15 protein-coding genes are annotated in these 20,981 nt (G+C 49.8%); 3 read left to right on the top strand and 12 right to left on the bottom strand.

The features are described 5' to 3' along the window. Positions 1-5: 5 nt before the first annotated feature. Positions 6-2,006 carry a GTP-binding protein gene (locus CRN95_RS12575; protein WP_097021117.1) on the top strand — a complete coding sequence of 667 codons (2,001 nt, stop codon included), beginning with the start codon at positions 6-8 and terminating at the stop codon, positions 2,004-2,006. 16 nt (positions 2,007-2,022) lie between these two features. After that, complete coding sequence (locus tag CRN95_RS12570; protein ID WP_097021116.1) at positions 2,023-2,433, top strand: hypothetical protein; 411 nt, start codon at positions 2,023-2,025, stop codon at positions 2,431-2,433. A 67-nt stretch (positions 2,434-2,500) separates the two neighbouring features. Here the strand turns inward: CRN95_RS12570 and CRN95_RS12565 are convergent, their stop codons facing one another. The 8 genes from CRN95_RS12565 to CRN95_RS12530 form a co-directional block, all read right to left on the bottom strand. Next, positions 2,501-3,406 (bottom strand): DUF58 domain-containing protein, encoded by a 906-nt coding sequence (locus tag CRN95_RS12565; protein WP_097021115.1) that lies wholly within the window; start codon positions 3,404-3,406, stop codon positions 2,501-2,503. A 75-nt stretch (positions 3,407-3,481) separates the two neighbouring features. After that, positions 3,482-5,458: a TonB-dependent receptor gene (locus CRN95_RS12560; protein WP_097021167.1), complete on the bottom strand. Its 1,977-nt coding sequence runs from the start codon at positions 5,456-5,458 to the stop codon at positions 3,482-3,484. Then, on the bottom strand, positions 5,448-5,948 hold the full coding sequence (locus tag CRN95_RS12555; protein WP_235003034.1) for a hypothetical protein: 501 nt from the start codon (positions 5,946-5,948) through the stop codon (positions 5,448-5,450). Before CRN95_RS12555 ends, CRN95_RS12560 begins: the two co-directional genes overlap by 11 nt. 25 nt (positions 5,949-5,973) lie before the next feature. Next, a complete protein-coding gene (locus CRN95_RS12550) occupies positions 5,974-6,393 on the bottom strand; it encodes a hypothetical protein (protein WP_097021113.1) in 420 nt (139 codons plus the stop codon). A 72-nt stretch (positions 6,394-6,465) separates the two neighbouring features. Then, a complete protein-coding gene (locus tag CRN95_RS12545) occupies positions 6,466-7,320 on the bottom strand; it encodes a metal ABC transporter permease (protein ID WP_097021112.1) in 855 nt (284 codons plus the stop codon). A 64-nt stretch (positions 7,321-7,384) separates the two neighbouring features. Then, positions 7,385-8,023, bottom strand: coding sequence for a metal ABC transporter ATP-binding protein (locus CRN95_RS12540; RefSeq protein WP_097021111.1), 639 nt, complete (start codon positions 8,021-8,023; stop codon positions 7,385-7,387). A 1-nt stretch (position 8,024) separates the two neighbouring features. Beyond that, complete coding sequence (locus CRN95_RS12535) at positions 8,025-9,086, bottom strand: metal ABC transporter substrate-binding protein (RefSeq protein WP_097021110.1); 1,062 nt, start codon at positions 9,084-9,086, stop codon at positions 8,025-8,027. 573 nt (positions 9,087-9,659) lie between these two features. Next, on the bottom strand, positions 9,660-10,037 hold the full coding sequence (locus CRN95_RS12530) for an Hsp20/alpha crystallin family protein (RefSeq protein ID WP_088630153.1): 378 nt from the start codon (positions 10,035-10,037) through the stop codon (positions 9,660-9,662). 128 nt (positions 10,038-10,165) lie between these two features. Here CRN95_RS12530 and CRN95_RS12525 point away from each other — a divergent pair, with 128 nt between their 5' ends. Further along, a complete protein-coding gene (locus tag CRN95_RS12525; protein WP_145993995.1) occupies positions 10,166-10,501 on the top strand; it encodes a hypothetical protein in 336 nt (111 codons plus the stop codon). A 43-nt stretch (positions 10,502-10,544) separates the two neighbouring features. Here the strand turns inward: CRN95_RS12525 and CRN95_RS12520 are convergent, their stop codons facing one another. The 4 genes from CRN95_RS12520 to CRN95_RS12505 form a co-directional block, all read right to left on the bottom strand. Further along, positions 10,545-11,246: a hypothetical protein gene (locus CRN95_RS12520; RefSeq protein WP_097021108.1), complete on the bottom strand. Its 702-nt coding sequence runs from the start codon at positions 11,244-11,246 to the stop codon at positions 10,545-10,547. 71 nt (positions 11,247-11,317) lie between these two features. Beyond that, positions 11,318-13,438, bottom strand: coding sequence for an ATP-dependent RecD-like DNA helicase (locus CRN95_RS12515; RefSeq protein ID WP_097021107.1), 2,121 nt, complete (start codon positions 13,436-13,438; stop codon positions 11,318-11,320). A 1-nt stretch (position 13,439) separates the two neighbouring features. Further along, positions 13,440-17,234 carry a UvrD-helicase domain-containing protein gene (locus CRN95_RS12510; RefSeq protein WP_097021106.1) on the bottom strand — a complete coding sequence of 1,265 codons (3,795 nt, stop codon included), beginning with the start codon at positions 17,232-17,234 and terminating at the stop codon, positions 13,440-13,442. 2 nt (positions 17,235-17,236) lie between these two features. After that, positions 17,237-20,917 (bottom strand): exodeoxyribonuclease V subunit gamma, encoded by a 3,681-nt coding sequence (locus tag CRN95_RS12505; protein WP_097021105.1) that lies wholly within the window; start codon positions 20,915-20,917, stop codon positions 17,237-17,239. Between the last annotated feature and the right edge of the window lie 64 nt (positions 20,918-20,981).

Below are 20,981 nucleotides of genomic sequence, written 5' to 3'. Positions count from 1 at the left end.
GGCTTATGAAACAGCCGATTCGAAATATTGCCATTCTCGCCCACGTTGATGCGGGCAAGACGACACTTTCTGAGAGAATCCTTTTTGCGGCGGGCGAAATTCACCGCCCGGGGCGCGTGGAAGATGGCTTAGCCACGATGGACTACATGCCCGAAGAAAAGGAACGCGGCATCACGATTGAAAGTGGCGTGGCGCATTTCGAATGGAAAAATACATGGTTCAATTTTATCGATACGCCGGGGCATGTCGACTTTGGTGCCGAAGTCGATATGGCGCTTACGGCTGTGGAAGGCGCTGTGCTTGTGGTGAGTGCCGCAAGTGGCGTTGAGACGCAGACGCTTGCATCGTTTCGCAAGTTGCGCGAATCTCGCGTGCGTACGATTTTGTTCGTAAATAAGCTCGATAATCCCGATTACTCGCTGGATGAAACGCTCATCAACATTGAAGAAACGCTTGGCGTGCGCCCGGTGCTCATGTCTGTGCCGCAATTTAAAAATGGCAAGATGTGCGCGATGCTCGATGTGCTGAGCCAGAGCCGTTTGGTGCATTCGGAATCGGGTGCGGAAGTTCTCGATGACGGTTGGGAATCAGATGCGGGTGCGGCAGAAGAACGTGCGCTTTTGAAAAAGTATTACGATGAGGCGGTGGAATTTGCAAGCAACTTTGACGATGAAATTTTGTCGCTTGCGCTTGAAAATAAGCCGGTGCCGCCGAAGATGCTTTTGCGCGGGCTCAAGGCTCTTGCGGCTAGCGATGAGTACGTGATTTGTTATGCGGGTTCTGCGCTGGAAGGGTTTGGCATTCGCAGCCTTGTGACTGCGCTTTCGTTCTTTTTGCCGGAAGTCCCGACGTTTGATGAAAATGAGCTTGGGCAAGTTGTGCGCCTGAGGCATTTCCGTGGCGTGGGCGAGATTTCGCTGTTCCGCAGTCACGTGGATTTGTTGCGCCGTGATTGGCCTACGGGTTTTGAATTTTCGAGGCTCAAGGCGAATATGCTTTTGCCGGTGGATGAAATCCGTTCGGGCGATATTTATGCGATGGTCTCGCCGTTTGAAACGGAACTCGGGCAGGTGATTTGGTTAGATGGTTGTGGAATGTGCAGCGAGAGTGCGGAGCGAGATGCGGCGGGGAATGTTGTTGAAAATGCCGCGCTGAATGGGAATGCCGCGCCGTCGATCAGCGAAAATTATTTGCCACTTTTGCAGACTCGTGTGGAATGCGTACGCACGGAAGATTACGCCCACGTGGAACGCAGCCTTTCGGTGCTTGCGCGAATGGACCCGAGTTTCCGCGTGCAAAAGGACGATGGCGGATTCTGGTATTTGCATACCGTGGGCGAAGTGCAGCTTGATGTTTTGCTTGCTCGCCTCAAACGTGAATTTGGTTGCGAAGTGCGTGCAGGGAGTCCTGAAGTACGCTGGCAAGAACGCTTGTGCCGTGCTGTAGGACCTGCTGAAAATACGTTCCAGATTGGGCCGCATAAAATGTCCATCAGCATTTCGGCTTCTCCGCTAGAGGGTGATGCTCATGACATTCGCTTGTCTGCGGAGTTCATGGAAAAGGCTCCGCTTGAAATTTTGGCAGGCGTGCGCTCGGCGCTTTTGGAATCGACTGAAGTCGGTGTGCTCGGCAAGGGCCCGCTTGTAGGCGTACGTTTTGAAGTCCATCGCTTTGAATGGACAGAAGGGGCGCTCCCGCCGATGATCAAGAAGTGCTGTGCCGATGCGGTGGCAAAACTCGTGAAGCCTGCGGATGTGCAGTTGTACGAACCTGTGATGGAACTTTCGCTCGAATGCCCGGTGAATTTTGCGGGGCTTGTGACGGGCGATATTCAGGCGCGTGAAGGCAAGGTGAAAGAAATCGAAGGCGATGGCAAAACGCACTTCTTGAAAGCCGATGTTCCTCTTCGCAAAATTTTCGGTTATGCTACGGGCGTTCGTAGCATCAGCAAAGGCACTGCGCTTTATAGCATGAAGTTGCTCGGGTATAGGCCGGCAACAGTTTGATACGACAAAGGAAAAAATGTTGATTGAAAAAATGAGAGTGCTGGCGCTCGTCTTTATTCTAGTGTGCTCCATGGTGTTTGCAGGAAATTCCAAGAACGATCAAGATGTCAAGAATGATATCAAGAAGTTTTTTGGTGTGCGTGAATACGCCGAGTTGGTGGACGAAGAAAATGACGATGTGTATTTTCTTGGCGGAACCGATCTTTTTGTCTATCCCACATTAAGTTCCGGCCGGAGTTATGGGCATTACGTATTTGAAAAGGAGTATTCGTCGCTGGACGATATCCGCTTGGATGGCGAAATGGATTACCGTTCCTTTGTCGGTTCGCCGTACACGATTCTTAAAGCGGGAAAATCCTTGGTGCTGAGAAAAGCCGAAGGGAAGTATTTCTTGTACAGCTTCAAAGAGAACTTGTCTGCTAAATAATGTAAAAACGCCCTCGAATGGAGGGCGCTTTGCATGGTTATAAACCGACAAATGTTTAGAGCTGGATTTAGAGTCGTGCGGCTTTCGCGCGGCGGCGGAAGTGTTCGATGAGCGGGGCGACGGTTTCCTTGAAGTCGTCGTGAGTCTCGATGCGAACAAAGTCAATCGACATGCGCTGGAAGAGTTCCTTGGTTGCCTTGCCTTGACGTTTGGCTTCGCGGGCGAATGCTTCGCGGAAGGCGGCATCGCCGGTATCAATCAAAAGTGTCTCGCCGGTTTCGGGGTCTTCGAGTTCTACGAGGCCTGCGGGCGGGAGTTCCATTTCACGCGGGTCCACGACGGACACGGCGAGAACGTCATGGCGCTTGCGCAAAATCTTGAACGCGTTTTCGAAACCTTCATCCAAAAAGTCGCTCATCACGACGACCACGGCGCGGCGGTTCAGAATCTTGCCGGCGTATTCGAGGGCGACCTGCGTGTTGGTGCCGTGGTGCTGCGGCTTGAAGTAGAGAATTTCGCGGATGAGGCGCAACACGTGCTTGCGGCCTTTCTCGGGCGGGATGAAAAGTTCGACTTGGTCGGTGTAAATGAGGAGGCCGACCTTGTCGTTGTTCTTGATGGCGGCGAATGCGAGGAGAGCCGTGAGCGTTGCCATGACTTCACCTTTCATTTGCTTGCCAGAACCGAATTCGGAGCTGCTTGAAGCATCGACCATGAGGAGCATGGTCATTTCGCGTTCTTCGATGAACTTTTTGACGTAAGGCGTGCCGGTTCGGGCGGTCACGTTCCAGTCAATCGTGCGCACGTCATCGCCGGGCATGTATTCGCGAACTTCGCTGAATTCCATACCGTTCCCTTTGAAGGAACTGTGGTAAGCTCCGGTCATCACGGTGTCGAGCGTGCCGCGCACAGAAAGTTCAATGCGGCTAACGGTCTTTAAAACTTCTTTATCAAGCAATTCTTTATCGGCCATCGTAATTCTTCTTTTTTACGCTAAAGAATATACAAATATCGCGCGAGAAAGACCATAATCGCCACCGCTTTGCCACTAAATCTCGACTTTGGCGAGGATGTTTATATTACGTCCTTTTTCGGGCATGACGGATTTGAGGCGCGAAAGATGGTTGCGGACATCGGCATTGAACAAGTTATCGCCACGGAGGATGATGCTGTAATTGGTATGCGTAAGCGCCCAATGGAATTCCAGTAGCGCACCGAACGTGACGTAGCCGGGTGTGCGTTGTTCGTAGCGGTCTAGGCGGTTTTGCGCGAGTGCAAATTCCGTGTTGATGCCTGCGCGGACGTGTTGCCAAATGTAAGCCATTTCGGCGTGAAAATGGAACGGCGGAATTTGTGGCATATCGCTCCAGTTTTCGTTCTGGTAAAATCCGCAAACGTAACTCGCACCCGCTTGGGCGTAAAATCCCTGCTTTGCAGAAGTCTCGATGGATGCGCTTGCGCCCATGAGGAGGGCGTCATCTCCACTGACCTGGTAGATTGGCAAAAGTTGGGACCAGTTGGTGTCTCCAGTGGCGCGTGGTGCCAAGTGATTCAGGAACCAGGTGATGTGTGTTGAGGCTCGCCAGTTGAAGTGCTCGCCGTAATCTCGAAATTCGAGTTCTGCTCCGTAACCGCTTTCGGCATCGAGCTTGTGATAGCCGCGTTCGTAAGTGTAGGCGGCGAGATGTGGACCTTGGTTGTAGAGTTCTTCGATGGTCGGGGCGCGTGTGGTGCGGAAAACATCAAGTGTCAGGAATTTCCCGGGGGCGACGATTTGTGAAAATTCGGCAGCGAAAGCCCATAGTGCAAAATTGCGGTCTTCAATAGCGTCTTTGTCTGCAACGATGCTTTCGCGTGGCCTAAAAAATGCTCCGCCTAGTCGTGCTGACAAGGTAATTTCTAAACCATTCCACCATCCGTTTAAACTTACGATGGAAAATAGCGATGCAGCGTAAGAATTGGTGGGAGGCGTAAAGACGTAACCGCCCATTTCGACAGAGCGGCTGTTGAGTTCTGTGCCGAGGCGAATGCCGAAAAATGGACCGCTATTGGCGATGAATTTTTCAATGCGCAAGTTTGCTTGATTGACCGCGAATTCTGCGCCAACGTATTTCTTTGTCTCAAATTCCCTGTGGTGGTATTGATTGTAGCGGAAGATAACGTTGAGTGTGTCGGGGCGTGCTGTGGGAATGTACAGTCCTTGCAAAGTAAAATCGCGTTTGGATAGTTCAATGTCTACGCCGTTGGGGTGTCCGCCGATGAATCCGCCGGGGATGCCGTAATCGGAATTGAACGAGCGGAATGAGGCTCCAAACTTGAAACGGTCAAGGCTGTAGGCGGCACCGATGGCGATGCTCCTGTTTTCGATATCCGTATTTTTGAGCGTGCCTTTGGGCGTTTGCATGTCGCCCATGTTACGTGCAGAAACTTCGCCTTTGAGCGATAGTCTGTGGATGTTGCTGTTCACGCCTACGACGGTGGCGAATCCCGGTTGCCCTGTTTCGGCGTAGTCTGCGATGTAGCCGTGGAAAAGCGAATCATCGTAGGGAATGTCTTGGTGATTTACTTGAATGACGCCGCCTGCGGTGGCGAAAGATTGTGCGAGAATTTGCGGTCCGCGCGTGATGCGCAATTTGTGTGCTGTCAGGACTTCGGATGCGACGGCGTGATCGGGCGATGTTGCACTCATGTCTCCACAAAAGGAACCGTCTTCGGTAAGCGTGACGTGGCTGCCGGAAAGTCCCTTGATGACGGGGCGTGCGGCGGCGGGGCCCATGGAGCGGATGGCGATATCAGGCTCGTTTTTTATAGTCTCTGCAATAGTTGTAGAAATTTTGCGATCGAGCTTTTCGTCTTTTAAAACTTCGTCTTCGCGGAGTCCGTTTAAAATTGTTTCGCTAGATTGTTCAGCGACAACTGTTGAATTGCCTAAATCTTGGATAAATTCTTGGGCAAAAGAAAAATGAAGGAAGCCTCCGCAAAGGAGGCTCCCCATGACAGCCCTAATAAGGGTGTTATTCATCATCGTCATCGTCCTGGAATGGGCAATCTTCTGCCTTCAAGGCTTTGTCGACAATGATGCGAATTTCCGGCGTACGTGCGTCGGCATGATCGTGGTGCTTGACCTTGAGCGTCAACGTTGTTTCGCCTTCCTTGACGCCCTTTAAGTGGAAACCCCAGCTGCCACAAGCTTCGATGTCGAGGATAGATTCGTCGCCAATACTCCAGCCGAGAGTGTGCTCGTCGTCCTTGGGTGCGGAAACTTCTTTCTTTTCGTCATCGAGGAACTTGACGGTCAAATGTTCGCTAAGGCAATTTGCATTGACACGGAGCGTTTCGAGGCTCTTGTCTTCTTTGCCCTGGTAGACGCTGTAGGCGAGTTTCCAGTCGGGCCAGTAGAGGTTCCAACCTTCGGCTTCGAAGTGCTCGTGCTGATCGGTGGATGTGGAATTGCTGTCGCTGCATGCGGCAAAGAGCGCGCAGAGCGCGACAAGAGAGAGATGTTTGATTTTCATTTTTATCCTTTGTATGGGTGAAATCTTATCTGAACATTTTGGCATCTTTGATTATTGGGAAACCGATGCCGTCTTCTTCTTTTTCAAATTCAAATGTGCCGATGATGGTGATGGATGTACCTTCGGATGGGTATTCGCTTGGAAACTTGCGTGGCTTGGCTAGCTCAAATGCAAGACCTTGAGAACAACAGGCGAGGGCGTCCTTGATAACACAACCGAAAAAACGTTGGTTTGCTTCTTCATCGAAATAGCTCGAAAAGGCTCCCTTCATTTTGATGCGCTTGCCGACGTATTTTTGAGGGGCGGTGACCATTTGGTAGACCATCGAGTAGACCATGGTGCTACTCATTCGCGTGAGGTCGATGTCGACATTGCTGGAATTTTCTTTGGCAAATGTTGAGGTTGTGAAGAGGAGTAGAAGAAAAATTGTAAATAACTTATGCAAAATTTGATCTCCAAAAAATATGGATCCTTCGCGGAGTTTATCCCGGACTCCGTTCCGGGACTCTGGATGACGTTAAGCTCTCCTACAGCGGATGGAACTTGTTATGTAACAGATGAGGAATGCGACAATATCGGCAGCGACAATCGTTGAACCGACAGGGGTTCCAGCGAGGATGGCAACGATGATACCGGTGAGGGAACAAACGACGGAAATTACGGCTGCGGCAACGGTCACTGTGAAAAAGCTTTTGAAAACTCGCATGGCTGAAAGCGCGGGGAAAACAACGAGCGCCGAAACGAGTAACGCACCAACGAGATTCATGGCTAGGACTATAATCGCTGCGATGATGATGGCGATAAGGAGGTTGAATGCGTTGACATTTACGCCTGTTGCACGTGCAAAATTTTCATCAAATGTGATGGCGAAAATCTTGTGGTAAAAGAGGACGAATGTTACGAGGACGATTGCAGAAAGGATTACGCAAAGGTAAACGTCTGTCGGCTTGAGCGTAAGAATGGACATGGAGCCAAATAGCGTTGTGCAGACATCTCCTGCGACATTTGCCGATGACGAAAAAATGTTCATCAGCAAATAGCCGATGGCAAGGGCCCCTGCCGAAACCATGGCTATGGCAGCATCGCCCTTGATTTGTATGCCCGAACGCGAGTCTCTGCTGCCGCAAAGGAGTAAAATTGCAACGGCTATGGTCACGGGCAAAATGATGAGCATGTTGTTCGTGACTTTGAGAACTGCTGCAATCGCGAGCGCTCCGAATGCGACGTGCGAAAGTCCATCGCCTATGTAGGAGTACCGCTTGAGAACGAGCGTGACGCCCAAAAGCGAGGAACATAGCGAGATGAGCGTTCCGACAATAATCGCGTAGCGTACAAAAGGAAAGTCTAGGTAGAAAAATAGTTTGTCAAGCATTTGCTAAAATGTCATGCCCGCCGGAGCCTGTGCTGAGCGCAGTCGAAGTAAGCGGGCGTCTCCGTTATTGCATTAATTCGTTGAAATTGAGTATTCTAGTAGAGTTGTTGCGTGCGGCCTCAATGTCGTGCGTTACCATCACGATAGTCATGTTTTTATATTCGTGAAGGTCCTTGATGATGTTGTACATGTTCTGCGATGATTCGGGATCTAGTCCTGTGACGGGCTCGTCCAAAAGCAGAAGCCTTTCGGCAGCGCACAATGCCCTCGCCAAAAGAACGCGCTGCTTTTGACCGCCAGAGAGTTCTCGGAAACTTTCTTTCCGCAGATTCTCTGTCCGCGTGAGTTCTAAACACTCGCTTGCGCGTTTGCGGAGGGCTTTCCCGTAAAATGGCAACAACAAGCTTTTTCCTTGAAATGCCGAAAGGACGATTTCTTCGACAGATGCCGGGAAATCTTTTTGCGCTATCGTGATTTGCGACAAGTAGCCGATTTGGTTTCGCTTGAGATTGTCGCAAAGTTCGATCTTCCCAGATTTTGGGCGTAAAACTCCGGCGAGGCCGCGCAAGAACGTCGTCTTTCCGCAGCCGTTTCTGCCTATGATGCAGAGGTATTCGCCGGAATGAATCCCGTAATCAAAACTGTGGAGAATGTCTTTGTTGTTGTATCCCAGTGTTAATTTGTTGCACTTGAGCAGAAACATGTCAGTTTAAAGCCTTTTTTAAGTTTTCCAAGTTGGCTTTCATTAGCGATAAGTAATTGATGCCGTTGTTAATTTGCTCTTCTGTGATAGACTGCATTGAATTGATGGTGAGAATTTGTGCGTTTTGGGATTTTTTACTTGCGGCAAGTACTGCCTTTGCGATTTTTTCATTGCCGTTTTCGATAATGAAAATTGACGGGAGGGATTCGCTGTCCATTTTTCCTGCGAGGAATGCGATAGTTTCAAAGCTAGCCTCGCTTTCGGCGGAACAGCCAACAAACGCGGCATAATACTTAATGCCATAATCGTCCACCAGATAGCGAAAAGGAAATCGATCGCCGAAAAGAACTGTCTTGCGGGCGGCGCTTTCTACTGCGGTGCGGTATTCTGCGTCAAGGGACTGGATTTGGGCAATGTAGACTTCGGCATTTTGTTTGTAGGCGGATGCGTGGGTGACATCGATTTTGGAAAGTTCTTCGGCGATTTTTTTGACGAGAATTTCGGCATTTTTCAGCGAGAGCCAAACGTGTTCATCGTTTTCAACTTCTTCATCGTGATGGTGGTGTTCATGAGCTTCGGCATGCTCGTCATGATGCTCGTGTTTTTCGTGAGCTTCTGCGTGTTCGTGATGGTGTTCTTCTTCGGCCTGCATGCCTTCGACGATTTCCTCCGCTTTTACGCGGTCGCCAAGAGCTTCCATCAAATTGATTTCAACGCGGTCCTTTTTCGGAGAGGCTGTGAGCGCGTCTTTGATCCATTCGTCAGATTCGCCACCGACGTAAATCACCATATCGGCGCTAGCGATTTTTGCGACATCGTGAGCTGTGGGCTTGTAACTGTGCAAATCGATGCCGTTCTTGATGAGCAACGTGAGATTGACGGAATCGGTGCGTGCTCCGAGGATTTCTTTTGTCCACGCGTATTCAGGATAAATGGTGGTGATGATGGATAGTTCGTGTGATTCCTGCTTTTTGTTTTCGGAAACACTGTTGCAGGCTACGAGAGAAAAGAGCGCTGCGACAAAAATGGCGTACGCCAAAGAACAAAATGAAAACTTTTTCATTTTTTATCCTTTTATGAAAGATGAAATTTTATTTGGAAAATTTTTTCAATAGAAAGGGAGATGCCCGTCCCGGAACAGGGTCTGGGATAACAGATCGGGCATGACAAGCCTCTACGAAAATGCAATGTTTTTATGTTGCTAAATGTTTGAAATTAATTTAGCAGTAAAATCTTTTGTGAAACTAGCGTTGTCGGGCGCAGTACAAGGACTGCAAATTTCACTAACTTAAAAAGAAAACAGCGGCAAATGATTTCAATCGGCGCTTCAACGAGCTCAAAGCAAAATTCCGAAATCAAGTCCAGACAGTGATGGAGGTGATGGCAGACGTGGCAATGCTCGCCGTGACAATGATGTTCAACGTGGTGCTCCGTGTAAAAGAGCGCCAATGCGACCATCAACCTGTCAAGTACGTGTAAATTCAATTTGAGAATCATTCGCAAATTCAAATATAGTACAAAAAAGAAATTTTGGCAATAAAAAATTCCCGACATCGCTGCCGGGAATTTTTTGTTCTAAGGAGGAGTTGTATGAAAAAGGAGCTTATGAAATTTTAGGCGTTAGCCCGATCGCTTTTTAGGCGATGGTAATTTTGCGGGCTGCAGCCTGAGCTTTCTTGGTAAGGTCGAATTTCAGGATACCGTTTTCCAAGGAGACTTTAATGTTTTCGGTATCGATATCGTCTGCCAAGCGGAAGCTACGTTCGTAAGTGAACTTTTCGTCCTTGCGTGCGCGGGTCGCCTTGACGGTCAAGATATTCTTTTCGACCTGGATGTCCATGTCTTCTTTCTTGACACCCGGAAGCTCGACTTCGAGAGCAAAGCCGCCTTCGGTTTCGTAGTAGTCTGCCTTCGGCGTGTAAGTGCATTCGCCCTGTGCCTTTGCGGCGTTCAAGCTGTCAATGAAGTTCTGGATACCATAGAAAGCGTTCGGAAGGATCTGTGTGTTCATCATAATTTTAACCTCTTTTTGTTGCGGGCTCGGCGTTTACCGTTGGCCCTTTTGTTTTACACCCTACCTTAAGCTAAAGCCGTGCCAACTTTTTCGTTTTTGAGGCTTGTGCAGAAAAATTTTTTTGTGAGGTGATGGCGAAAATTGCGAAAATGGCGAAATTTGATGAAAAATCGCGATTTTTGATGGGTGAAACGGCGAAAAAAGTACAAAAATGTGTGCGGAAAAGGCTAAAAAATGCGGTTGGAAGGTCGCAGACGAGGCGGGTATTTCAGAAAGTAACGGCCGGTGTTTCGCCAGTGAAACAATCGGTGCGTCAAAATGAAATGGGGAATTTTGGGGCGAAAGTAACCATTTTGTTGACGCCAACAAAATGTTCTCAAATATCTGTTGTGCGCTATACCATCTTTTTACTTGCGACGATAACAAAAAGATCGCCCGCATGTGTGCGGGCGATGTGCTTCTAGAAATAACTGGGTCCTTCCGCTTCGCGTCAGGATGACGCTTTAATTACTTCTTCTTTGCGGTACTCTTTTTCGGGGCGGTGAAGTAGTTTTTCATGAACTGTTCGAATTCTTCGTCTTCGATTTTGTGCATCACTGAGAGTTTGTCGAAAATCCAGCAGAGTTGTTCGTCTGTTTGGATGGCGACGTAGCCGTCTTTGCGGAAGACTTTGAGTTTCAAGAGGCCGCTGTCCCAACGGTTTGAAAGTTTGAAATCTTCGAGCAGGCGAGACTGTTCCTTGCAGATTGCAAGTTTGTCTGCAAAAGAATAAATCGGGGCGTAGATGTTCGGGTTGCAGAGGTGCAAAAGTCCGTTACGGGCGTTTGCGGGGTTCTTGGCGAACTTCTTGGAGGCAAAGTCTTCGAGCTGTTCCTTGATTTCGGAGACGGTCTTGCCGCGCGTGGCTGCCGGGAGGGTGGAGAACTGATTCAGGATGCCCTGCAAAAAGCTCAAGTCCCAGTTTTTGGAGGACGTGCCGGTGCCAGCTTTCCAGAGGCCGGCGTTGCCTTTGCCCGTGTTCGCGATGGCATAGAGGGCGACTGCCTGCGGGGCGAATTCGCCGTTGGCCGGTGCCGCGGGGATGGCTTCGACGGTTTCGCCGAGGAAGTTCTCAGCGAGGAACTGGTCGAATGCGTCGTAGATTTCTTCTTTGCCCGGGACTTTGAAACGCGGGGCGCCATTTGCTTTGAGTTCTTTTATTGTTGCCATTTTTCTTCCTTTATTTTTTTCTTACTTAAATATACACAGAAATGGGGGCGCGGGTACAAAGAATTGTAAAACTATAGCGAAATTCCCGTGTCGCGCTCGCTGACGGTGGTGACTGCGGCTTTGAATGTGTCGTCGCTTGCGATGATGGTGACGCTTTCCTTGGCGCGGGTGATGCCTGTGTATATGATTTGGTTGGTGAGGAGGGGGTGACCGATTTTTGTCGGCAGGAACATGGTGACGTGTTTGTACTCGGAGCCTTGCGACTTGTGGATGGTGATGGCAAATGCGGTGGTGATGGAATCTTCAGGAAGGACCGAGAGCGGGTAGAAGACGAAGTCGTCGCGGGTTCTTTCGCTGCCTTGGGGTGGCGCTTTTTTGAGCATGAGGCAGGGAGTGTTGCCGTCGAAGACGACGATTCCCGTGTCGCCGTTGTAAAGCTTAAACATTTCCTGGTTGCGCGTGATGATGAGGAGTTGGCCCGGGAAGTAGCCGGAATCATCCCATTGGACGGTTTCGCCTTGCGATTTCTTTTTGGCGCGCCAGAGGCTCTTGATTTTGGAACAAACTTTTTTGTTTATGTTTTCGATGCCACGGAGGCCTCGGCGTTCGGCACAGAGGATTCGCTTTGTCAGCGAAAGTTGCCAGATTTGATTGCGTCGGGCGGTTTCGCTGTGGTCGGGATCGTCTGCTTCGGTGCCGGTGCGTTGCGGATTAATCTGTTCGGCGAGCTCGGGGAGCTTGGCAAAATCGCGGGACCATTCGGCAATGAACGATTCGATGCGTTTGTCTTCTTCTTTTTTGGTGAGCGGGGTGTTGTCGGTTTCTAGTTTTCTGTAGAAAACTTTATCCTTGAAGGTCGCGGCATTTCCCGTTTCATCGAGATTGCGCGCATTCCCAATTTCGTCGGAATCGTGTGCGAATTTGTGCGGAACGAACTTATTGTTGTCCTTGCTCTCGGCGACTTCCTTGATTTCTGCGGCGAGTTTGCCGATGTTTGAACGATCGTCAAATCGGTTGGATTCGTTGAGCTTGACGGAAAAATCCTTGCCGGATTGCACTTTCAGGATTTCGCCGAGGACGGCGCCGGAATCAACAGACGGAAGCTGGAACGGGTCGCCGAGAATGAATATGCGTGCGCCTTCGGGGATGGCTTCGAGAAGTGCGGCGAACATTTCGATGTCGATCATGCTCGCTTCGTCAATGACGAAGATGGAATTCTTGGGGAATTGCTCTTCGCTATTGTACATGAAGCCGCCGTTGCTTTTGGAGAATCGGAGCAGACGGTGGATGGTGCTGCTTTCGAGTTCGTTCAGCTTGCGGAAAATGCGCTCGTTGTCGGTCTTTTGTTCGTCGCGGATTCTGGCGAGGCCGTCAATAAGGCTTTCGCGCATGCGGTCGGCCGCCTTGCCGCTCGGAGCGGCGAGATAGATGTTCCAGTCGAGCATTTCGCTATGGTTTGCGAGCAGGTTCCACAGAATGTAGAGAACGACGGTGGTCTTGCCGGTGCCTGGGCCGCCTGTGACAACGAGGTTTTCGGTTTGCCCGCGGATAATGGCTTCGGCTTGGCGCTTCTTGATGGTGAAGGGCTTGTCGCCGAATGGCTTACAGATGCTTGCGACTTTTTCGGTGCACTGCGCGATTTCTTCATCGGTCGGTTTGCTGCCGTCCTTGAACAGAATTTTTGCCGCTTTTTCAATCACGCATTTGGCATCGAAATGCTTGGTGAAATAGAGGTGCGTACCGCTTTCGCGCTTGGCGAGAATGAACGGCTTGCTCAAAGAGTCTTCGATGGATGCTGTGTCGGTTTCGCGGCTTTCCATGATGGTGGAAAAGTCGCTTGTGAGGATATCTTGAATGCCGTTTGCGATAATGCTTGCGAAATCGTCAGCGGTTGCAAATGCTTTTTCGTCGATGTCTTCTTCGGCGGTGCTGATGCGGAGCATCACGAGGCCGTTCCATTTGCGGGTCCACATTGCGGAGAAATGCTGGGAGTCCAGCGGAACACGCGTGTTGCCGTCGTCGAGGAGCGACATGCATAGCGTCAGGAATTTTTGCGTATGGAGCGAAATGTCGTTCTTGATTTCAAAAAGCAGATGGAGCAAGTGCTTGTTAAGCGGAACGAGTCCGCGCATTTCAATAAGCGCGTCGATGAATTCGTCAATCGATTCTGTAGCGAGTATTTTCTTGTCCATTTTAGTTTTCCTCCTTAATGATGGAGGGCTTGCTCATGAGATCTTTTACTTTTTGATAGGCGCTTGCGAGGTCGTTAAAACTGTTCCAAGTTTGTGCGTAAATGCCCTTGGGTGTGCCGCCTTCGGTGCCGCGAATGAATGCGTAATAAATGCCGCCAAAGTGCTTTTCGAAAATTTCAGATTCGCTCAAGTTCTCGGCTGTGCCTTTGCCGTAGAACTGCTTGAGCCATTGGATCAGACAATAGCTGTAGAGTACGCGCTGGATGGAGTAATCGTTATCGACTTTTTCCTTGAGCGCTTCGGGCGTGTAGTTGTTGTTCTCGAGCATGTCCGATTTCCAGTCGAGAATGGAATAGTACTTTTGGCCGTTTATAGTGCGGACGAAAAGGAGGTCGATGAAACCCTTGCAGAAACGCTTGAGAATGTTGCCACTTTCGGCGCATTTTTCGTCATTTGCGCTTTCGTTGTTTGCGCAATTCTCGCCGCGTTCATCGGTGGCGTTCTGGTTGAACTGTACCTCGGGCTTGTGGTCGCTTAGCGGAATGTCAACCAGCGCAAATGTCTGCGGCGCATCTTGTTTTGCGATTTCCGCGGGATCTTGCTCTGTGTATTGCACGGAATTGCCCGCGATTTCTGGCAGCCTTGCGTTCAGCGTATTCCACGTGTAGCGTGTGGCTATGTCAATCCAGGTGTCTCGATGATTCCAGATGGGGAGCGATTCGCGCTTGAATTCTTCTTCGATGATGTTTCTCGTTTGCGGATTCGCGAACGCGTCTTCGAGCGTCTTGTTTTCCAGACCGAACTTTTGGAATTGGGTGCATTCGAAAATGCGGTGGAGTGCGTTACCGGCGTGTGAACCGCGCGGGAACCTGTGTGCGCTCTCGTTCAAATGCGTCTGATAATCGAGCAAAGCGTCGGCTGCGATGGTGCAGTTGACTGCTGCGGTATCGATATCGCGAATCTGGACCGTTGACGTGCGCGATGTTGCGATTTCTTCGCCTTCGCGGTTCGTGCGGTTCCCATCATCTGCGTCTACAGGCGAATCCGCTTTGCCCGAAAGCGAACTGTACGAATACTGCATGATGCTTGCGTCGGCGAGCTTGGTTTGCAAATTTGCCATGGCGCATTTTTGTTGGATGATGTTATCTCGAATTTCGTCAGCGCTTAATGCTTTCCCGATTTCGGAATTTTCATTGAGCGGTTTTAAAATGCGCTCCTTGACGGTTTCGCTTAGCTTTTGCGGATTCCAGTTTTCCGTTTTCGGTAAAATCGTTGTCAGTTCCGATGCGTTCTCTATGAGACCATTGATGGAACTTTCAAGGAATGCGTATTCCGGCTTGACGCCTTTGGTATTTTTCCATTTCTCGTAACGTGGCAACATGAGAATCGAAGATGCACGTGTGAAATCAACATAGAAGAGTCTCTTCCATTCTTCAAGTTCTTCGAGTTCGCGCGTGGTCTTGGCGTGTTCACTGAATCCGAGGCGAATTTCATCGTTGTCATGGTAAAGGAACGGGCCTGTTGCGGGACGCTTGCCCTTGAAACCTGCGACAGAAATCACGACAGGGAATTCAAGGCCTTTCGAGGCGTGAATCGTCATGACTTGCACGGCGTCGTAATCGCTACTTTTTTCAACGAGGTTGCCATCTTCATCATCGGCGTTTTCGCTGTAGCTTGCGAGCGCTTCCAAGTGGCGCACAAGATCTTCAATGGAGCAGTTGTGATTGTAAAGGTATTCGATGGCGTAATTGCCGATTTGACGGAGCCTTGCCAAATTTTGCAATCTCGAAATTTCTGTCAAACGTTCTTCAACTTGCGTATCGCTGTAGATGCGTTCGAGCATTTCGGCATAACGGCGCTTTTGTGCCAGTTCTGTCCATGCGTTTAATTTTTGTCGCACGGGATTGTTTGGATCATCGAACGCTTTGCTTTCGGCGTAGTGGATGTCTTGGCGGGCGATTCTGAAAAAGTCCGTGATGAGTGCTTCGCTTAAAAGGCGTCTGTTCCATGCCGAGAAATCGGGCGCGTTAATCGCCTTGAAAATGGCAATCCATTCAGCGCATTCACGACAACTGAAAAGATTGCTGTCTTTGTAACGGCTGAACGGAACTCCAGCGGAGCGCATCGCATCTTCGATGGCGTCCATTTCACCACGGCTGCGGGCGAGTACGGCAAAATCCTTGAATGTCACGTTCCGGTATTGTGTGCAGTCTTCTTTTTTGAAAACTTGCAATACGGTTTTGCCATCGACAAAAGTACACCAGTCAATGATTTTTTGAACGGCGGCGCGCGCAAAATCCACTTCGTTGATGTCTTGCTCGCTAATCCAAATGGGGGCTGCTTCATTGTTGTTAATCTTAGGCGGAGCCTTGACTTGCTTTTCATTTTGCGGCGGGAGCGAAGGCTCAAAATCGATGAGCTTTGTTGCTCCTTCGTTCGGTGTGAAAAAGTCGCCTTTGAATAGTTCGTTACAGCCGTTGATAATTCCTGTGGTGGATCTGAAATTTGTCTGTAGCGACATGCCGTTGTTGATTTCGTGAATGGCTTTTTGATAGACGTTCACGTCGGCGCTTTGGAAACTGTATATAGATTGCTTGGGATCGCCCACGACAAAAATCTTGTCGAAAACAGCACTGAAAATATCCCATTGCAATTGGTTTGTGTCCTGAAATTCGTCAATGATGGCGTATGTGTATTGTGCGCGGAGCCTGCTCTTAAGCAAGGAATCGCCCTTGCTTGTGTCAAGTGCTGCGCGGTGCACCGAGAGTATCATGTCGTTGAACGACTGGCATTTCTTTTCGGTCTTGTACTTTTGCCATTCGTCGAAAACGGTTGCGGCTTGCGAAATCAAGAAGTTATTGAGCAAAACGCTATTGATGGAGGGGAGCAATTCTTTCAATGCTTTGAAAGATAAGAATGCTTCGTATGCGTCGGTCGGCCATGTTGTGCGAACGAAATCGCTATCCTTGAACGAGACTCCTGAAAAGAGTGTCTTGTCTTTTTCCCAGAGCTTGAGCGCACTTAAAAAATCGCTAATGCAATTCTTAGATGTCTTGCCAAATTTTTCGGCCGGATGCTTTTCGAGTGTTGAAAATGCGTCGCCCAAAACAGGGATGCCGAGAATGTTGTCAAACGTTTTTGCAATGGCGATGGTGCGAATGTCATCATCGCTTAAAGCTGTATCGCCGAACGTGATTTGTTCAGGCTTGTCGAGAGGAATGATTTCGCGGTCGCCTTCACTACCGCGATAGACGTTGACGATATTTTCGAGACCCGTTGCAACTTTGTTCGCGATGGACTGTGCCGAATCGGTCTTGAGCAAAAACTGGAAATCGCTATTGTCGCTCCACTTGTCGCGAATGAACTGTTCAACGAGATCGTGAACTTCGCTATCGTCAATCATCGACATGTCAAACGGTCTGCCCGCATCGTAGGCGTATTCCTTGAGCGCCTTTTGGCAGAACGAATGAATTGTGAAGATGGCGGCGTTGTCTACATCTTGGTAAGCCTTGGAAAACAGCGCAAGTGCAGCGTCGTCGAGTTCTTTTTCGGCTCCGTTAGTCTTATCGAGTTTGCGGCTCACGAGGACTTCGTCAATTTTTTTGCGGATGCGGTCCTTGAGCTCGCCGGCGGCCTTCTCGGTGTACGTGACGATGAGGATTTTCTTGAGCGGTGTGCCAAGGCTGATAAGCTTTGCGACCATCAACTGGATAGTGTACGTTTTGCCCGTACCTGCCGAGGCTTCAATGAAAAGGCTTTTGGAAGGGTCGAATTTTTGGAGACTGAAATTTTCCATGATTATGCCTTCCTTTTCTTTGCGTTTTCGGTGACTGTAATTTGCATGAGGCTGCGCATTTTCCTTATCGCCTCACTCCACTGGTTTGTAAAGTTATTGGCTTCAAAACCGACATCGGTGATGGGGTCGAAAAGCGATTTCTTGTCGAAATATTTCCAGCAGTCTAAAAGCTTGTCCTTGAACGCGCGGATATTTGTAATGCCCTGTGTGTCGAGCAAGCTGGCGGGAACGGCCTTGGAATAAGGGCGCTCTGTTTCGTTACCGAATGCAGCGGTGTAGATTTCTTGCAATGTTTCGGTCGCCTTTTGCGGTGTCATGGAGACCGTCGCGGTCGAGGGTTCTGCGGTAGCTTCGGTATTGTAGATGGAAATCTTTACAGTCTGTTCTGCGTTTGCGTCGAGAGTGCTTGCCCTTTGTGCAATGACGGCTAGCGCCTTGACGTAAGGCGATAAGAACTTGTCCAAAGTCGTCTTGCTGTAAGACGATGAAACGGTAATCATCTCGGAAATGTTGTCGAGATTTTCGCTATCGCACCAGTCGAGCGTTCCCGAAAGTGTCCACTTGCTATCGGTACCGCGGTCAATTTGAATGTCCTGAATTTTTGCCTGATAGCTCCAGGATTCTTTGATTTGTGAAACGAGATTTTTTCCCATTTTTGCAAGAATCAAGTTCTTTTGCGATTCCATTTCGGCAAGAAGTTTTTCGCCAAAGATTCCGTCGGGCATGTTGCCTTTAAGCGCGGATTCCTTCTTGAATTTTTCAAGCTCTTCGGACTTGTGGGAAAGTTCTGCGGCAACCATCATTTTGAGGAGGGCGCTCTTTTGTAGCGGTTCAAAATGTATCGGCTCGAACAGTTCCTTTTCTGGGTCATCAGATTCGGAGGCGACAAGCATTTGGCTGATGCGGAATTCGAACGGGTCTTTCAAAAAGTCGCTGAGCATATACAGCGGAACGCGTTCGGGCAATTTGACGGCGACGTCTTCGTCTGCAGATTGCATGGCGCCAGTTGCAGGGTTCACGTGCGCAAATCCGTCCTGCATCATGTTCAAGAATGCGCGTTTGTTGCGGAGGCTCTTTTGCGTGAATAGTTCCGTAAAGTCTCGGGTCTCGTCCAGCGAAATCTTGTTCTCGGGCCACGCTTCAGAAAGCCCGATTTTCTTTGCGGGCGCGATGTTCTGATCGCAATTAATGGCATTGACCAAAAACTTTCGGATGTCGTTCACGACGGAGGTCGGGTAAAGTTCGGCGTCCTTGCGGATGTCCTGATTCACGTAGCTCACGTGGAAACTTTCGCTTGTGCTCATGAGCTGGCAAAGGAACGCGTAACGGCGCTTGGCAATAGGCGAATCGTCGCCCGGCCACGGGCGGCAAGACTTGCGGAGGTCTAGCGTGTTGTGCTGTTTTGCGCCCGGAAAGTTCATGGAATCGCCGCCGATAAAGAACAAGTGCTTTACGGGAATAATGCGGTTCGGGATGAAGTTCATGAACGTGATGCCGTTGACGAAAAGCGTTCCGCAACTGTAAGCGGATGACTGTGCGGCGGTGAGAAGCGTCTGCTTGACGACCTTCCACGAGATGCTTTCGAGTTCGGCATCCATCTGGTTGCGGAGACCTTCGATGGCTTGCATCACGTTGTTGACGATAATCGTTTCGCTGGCGAAACCGTCGGGAGCGCCTGACATCGTGATCCATTCGCTGATGAAATCACTGAGCTTGTTGAGGTCCGCGACCTTCTTTTCGCTCGAAACTTCGCGATTCTCGACTTTGTTTCCGTCGCAACCTGCGAATTTCATCCACTTCTTGAGTGATTCGATGCATTCCACAAACTTGCAAAGCGAGCGACTGTCGCTTGTCGCCATGTCGGCATACGGCATGAGCGTTTCGCTAGAATCCCCGTGTGAATATTCGACGGGATTCTTCGTCATTTTCGCAAGGAGCAAACGGCGAACGCCGCCGAGCCAGTCCTCTTTTTTGTGCTCGCGGTCGCGGTAGACGTTCGTCTCTTCAATCCAGCTTTCCCAATTGTTTACATCGTCTTCGCTGATGTGGCGCGTCTGCTGAACAACCGGATTGCGCAACAGCGCAAAGAATGTCGGGCGTGTAATGGTGCCCTGTTCCAAAATCGAGAACAAGTTGTCCAATACGTTTTCGGTCTGCGAACTTCTGGCAGGTGAATCGACAATCGCAAACGGGATGTGCAAAAATCCGTCCTTGTCGTTTTCGCTGGCGTATTTTTTCTTTTCGGGCGTCTGGTCGAAAATCGTCTTGATGGCGGTGCGGTAATCGTCCAGTGCGGGCGATACGACGAGAATGTCGCTCACGCGAGCGCCTTCTTGCATGAGCTTGCAGATGCTCGTGTGGAGCGCTTCGACTTCGCGAATTTTGGTTGGCGCTGCGGTCACATCAAGGCTAAAATCTTTTGATTTGCAGTCGCTTGCGGTAAAGTCGGGCAATGTGTTGATGCGGTTTGCAATTGCGTACTGCACCTTGTGCAAAAGCGTATCGTGTGGGAGCTCGCTTGCATCGCTCGTGCTGAAGTCGAAATCGTAATTGGCGGCTTGGCACCAGAGCTTGATGTTGTCGCGGCCGGAACGTCCCCAGTTGCAGAGCAGTGTATTTTCGGCTTCCGCTTCTGCGCTTGTGTATTCGGGGATGTCGTCGACGTCGTTGCTTTCGCCCGCATCCGAGATGCCGACAGACATCTTTGCGCGGACGCTGTCGATGTTCCCGCTCTTGTCGCTCCACTGTCCACTGCGAGAAATCCAGTTTCGGTGAATCGTTGCGTCATGCTTGTGAACGGTTGAAGTGTCTTCCCAGAATTCCATACAGGGGTTCTGGATGTAGGCGTAAACGTCGTGCGTTTCGGCGTACTTCTGCAAAATCACGCGGTAGAACTGGCCCATGCCGCCAAGGCCAAAAATGAATAGCGGCGTGTTGCCCATGTGTTCCGTGTGGAATTGGACATTGCCATTTTTGTCGTGGCATGCAATGTAGAGGTACGGAATCGTCATGTATTCCGTGCGTTCAATACCCTTGCGCTTCGCTTCGTTTTCGAATACTTCAGAAAGCAGAGATTGTTTTCCGTCGTGGGCGTGGAAAATGGCGGAGTACAGCTTGCGTTGCCAGGCTTCACGCTTTGCAATATCGTGGTTTGCTATTCCAAAAAAATCATCCAATTGCCCTTGCTTCCACTTATCGAGAATGCCCGGCGCAGACTTCCCGTCAACACCGCGAATGAAATCGCTCGGCCTGCTTGTTTCGTATTCCAAGAACAGCGATGCTATCTTGCTTGCAAAATCAAAAAGGTGCGTCTCGTCGAGCGTTCCGTCGATGACCAGATAGCGCTTGACTTCGTCGTCCATCTGCATGTAGTTCGGCGTGCCGTTCGTCTCTTTGACGAGGTACGCGAGAATCACATTTCGGAGCATATCGGAATTCAGCTTTTGCTTGTGCGGATTATCGCCGATGAGGATTTCCATGAGGAATCGGTCGATCATCATCGAGTTGAATCCGACGAGGGACTTTTTTTTCTGTACCCATTTTAGCCTGAACCATTGTTCCAGTTTTGGGTCCGGAAATAGGACGGCAGGGGCCTCAAATGGGTTTGTCCATGCATTGTATACCGCCTCGATCAGTTCATCGGCGAGGTTTTCAAGGTTCAGCGCGAATTTCAGGTATAGCATGGCTACAATATATTAATCTGTGACACGAATCGCATGTTTTTAATGAATGCATTTGCATTTTGGG

The sequence above is a fragment of the Fibrobacter sp. UWB16 genome (assembly GCF_900215325.1).
Classification (GTDB): domain Bacteria; phylum Fibrobacterota; class Fibrobacteria; order Fibrobacterales; family Fibrobacteraceae; genus Fibrobacter.
This window is presented reverse-complemented; position numbering and strand designations above follow the sequence as displayed.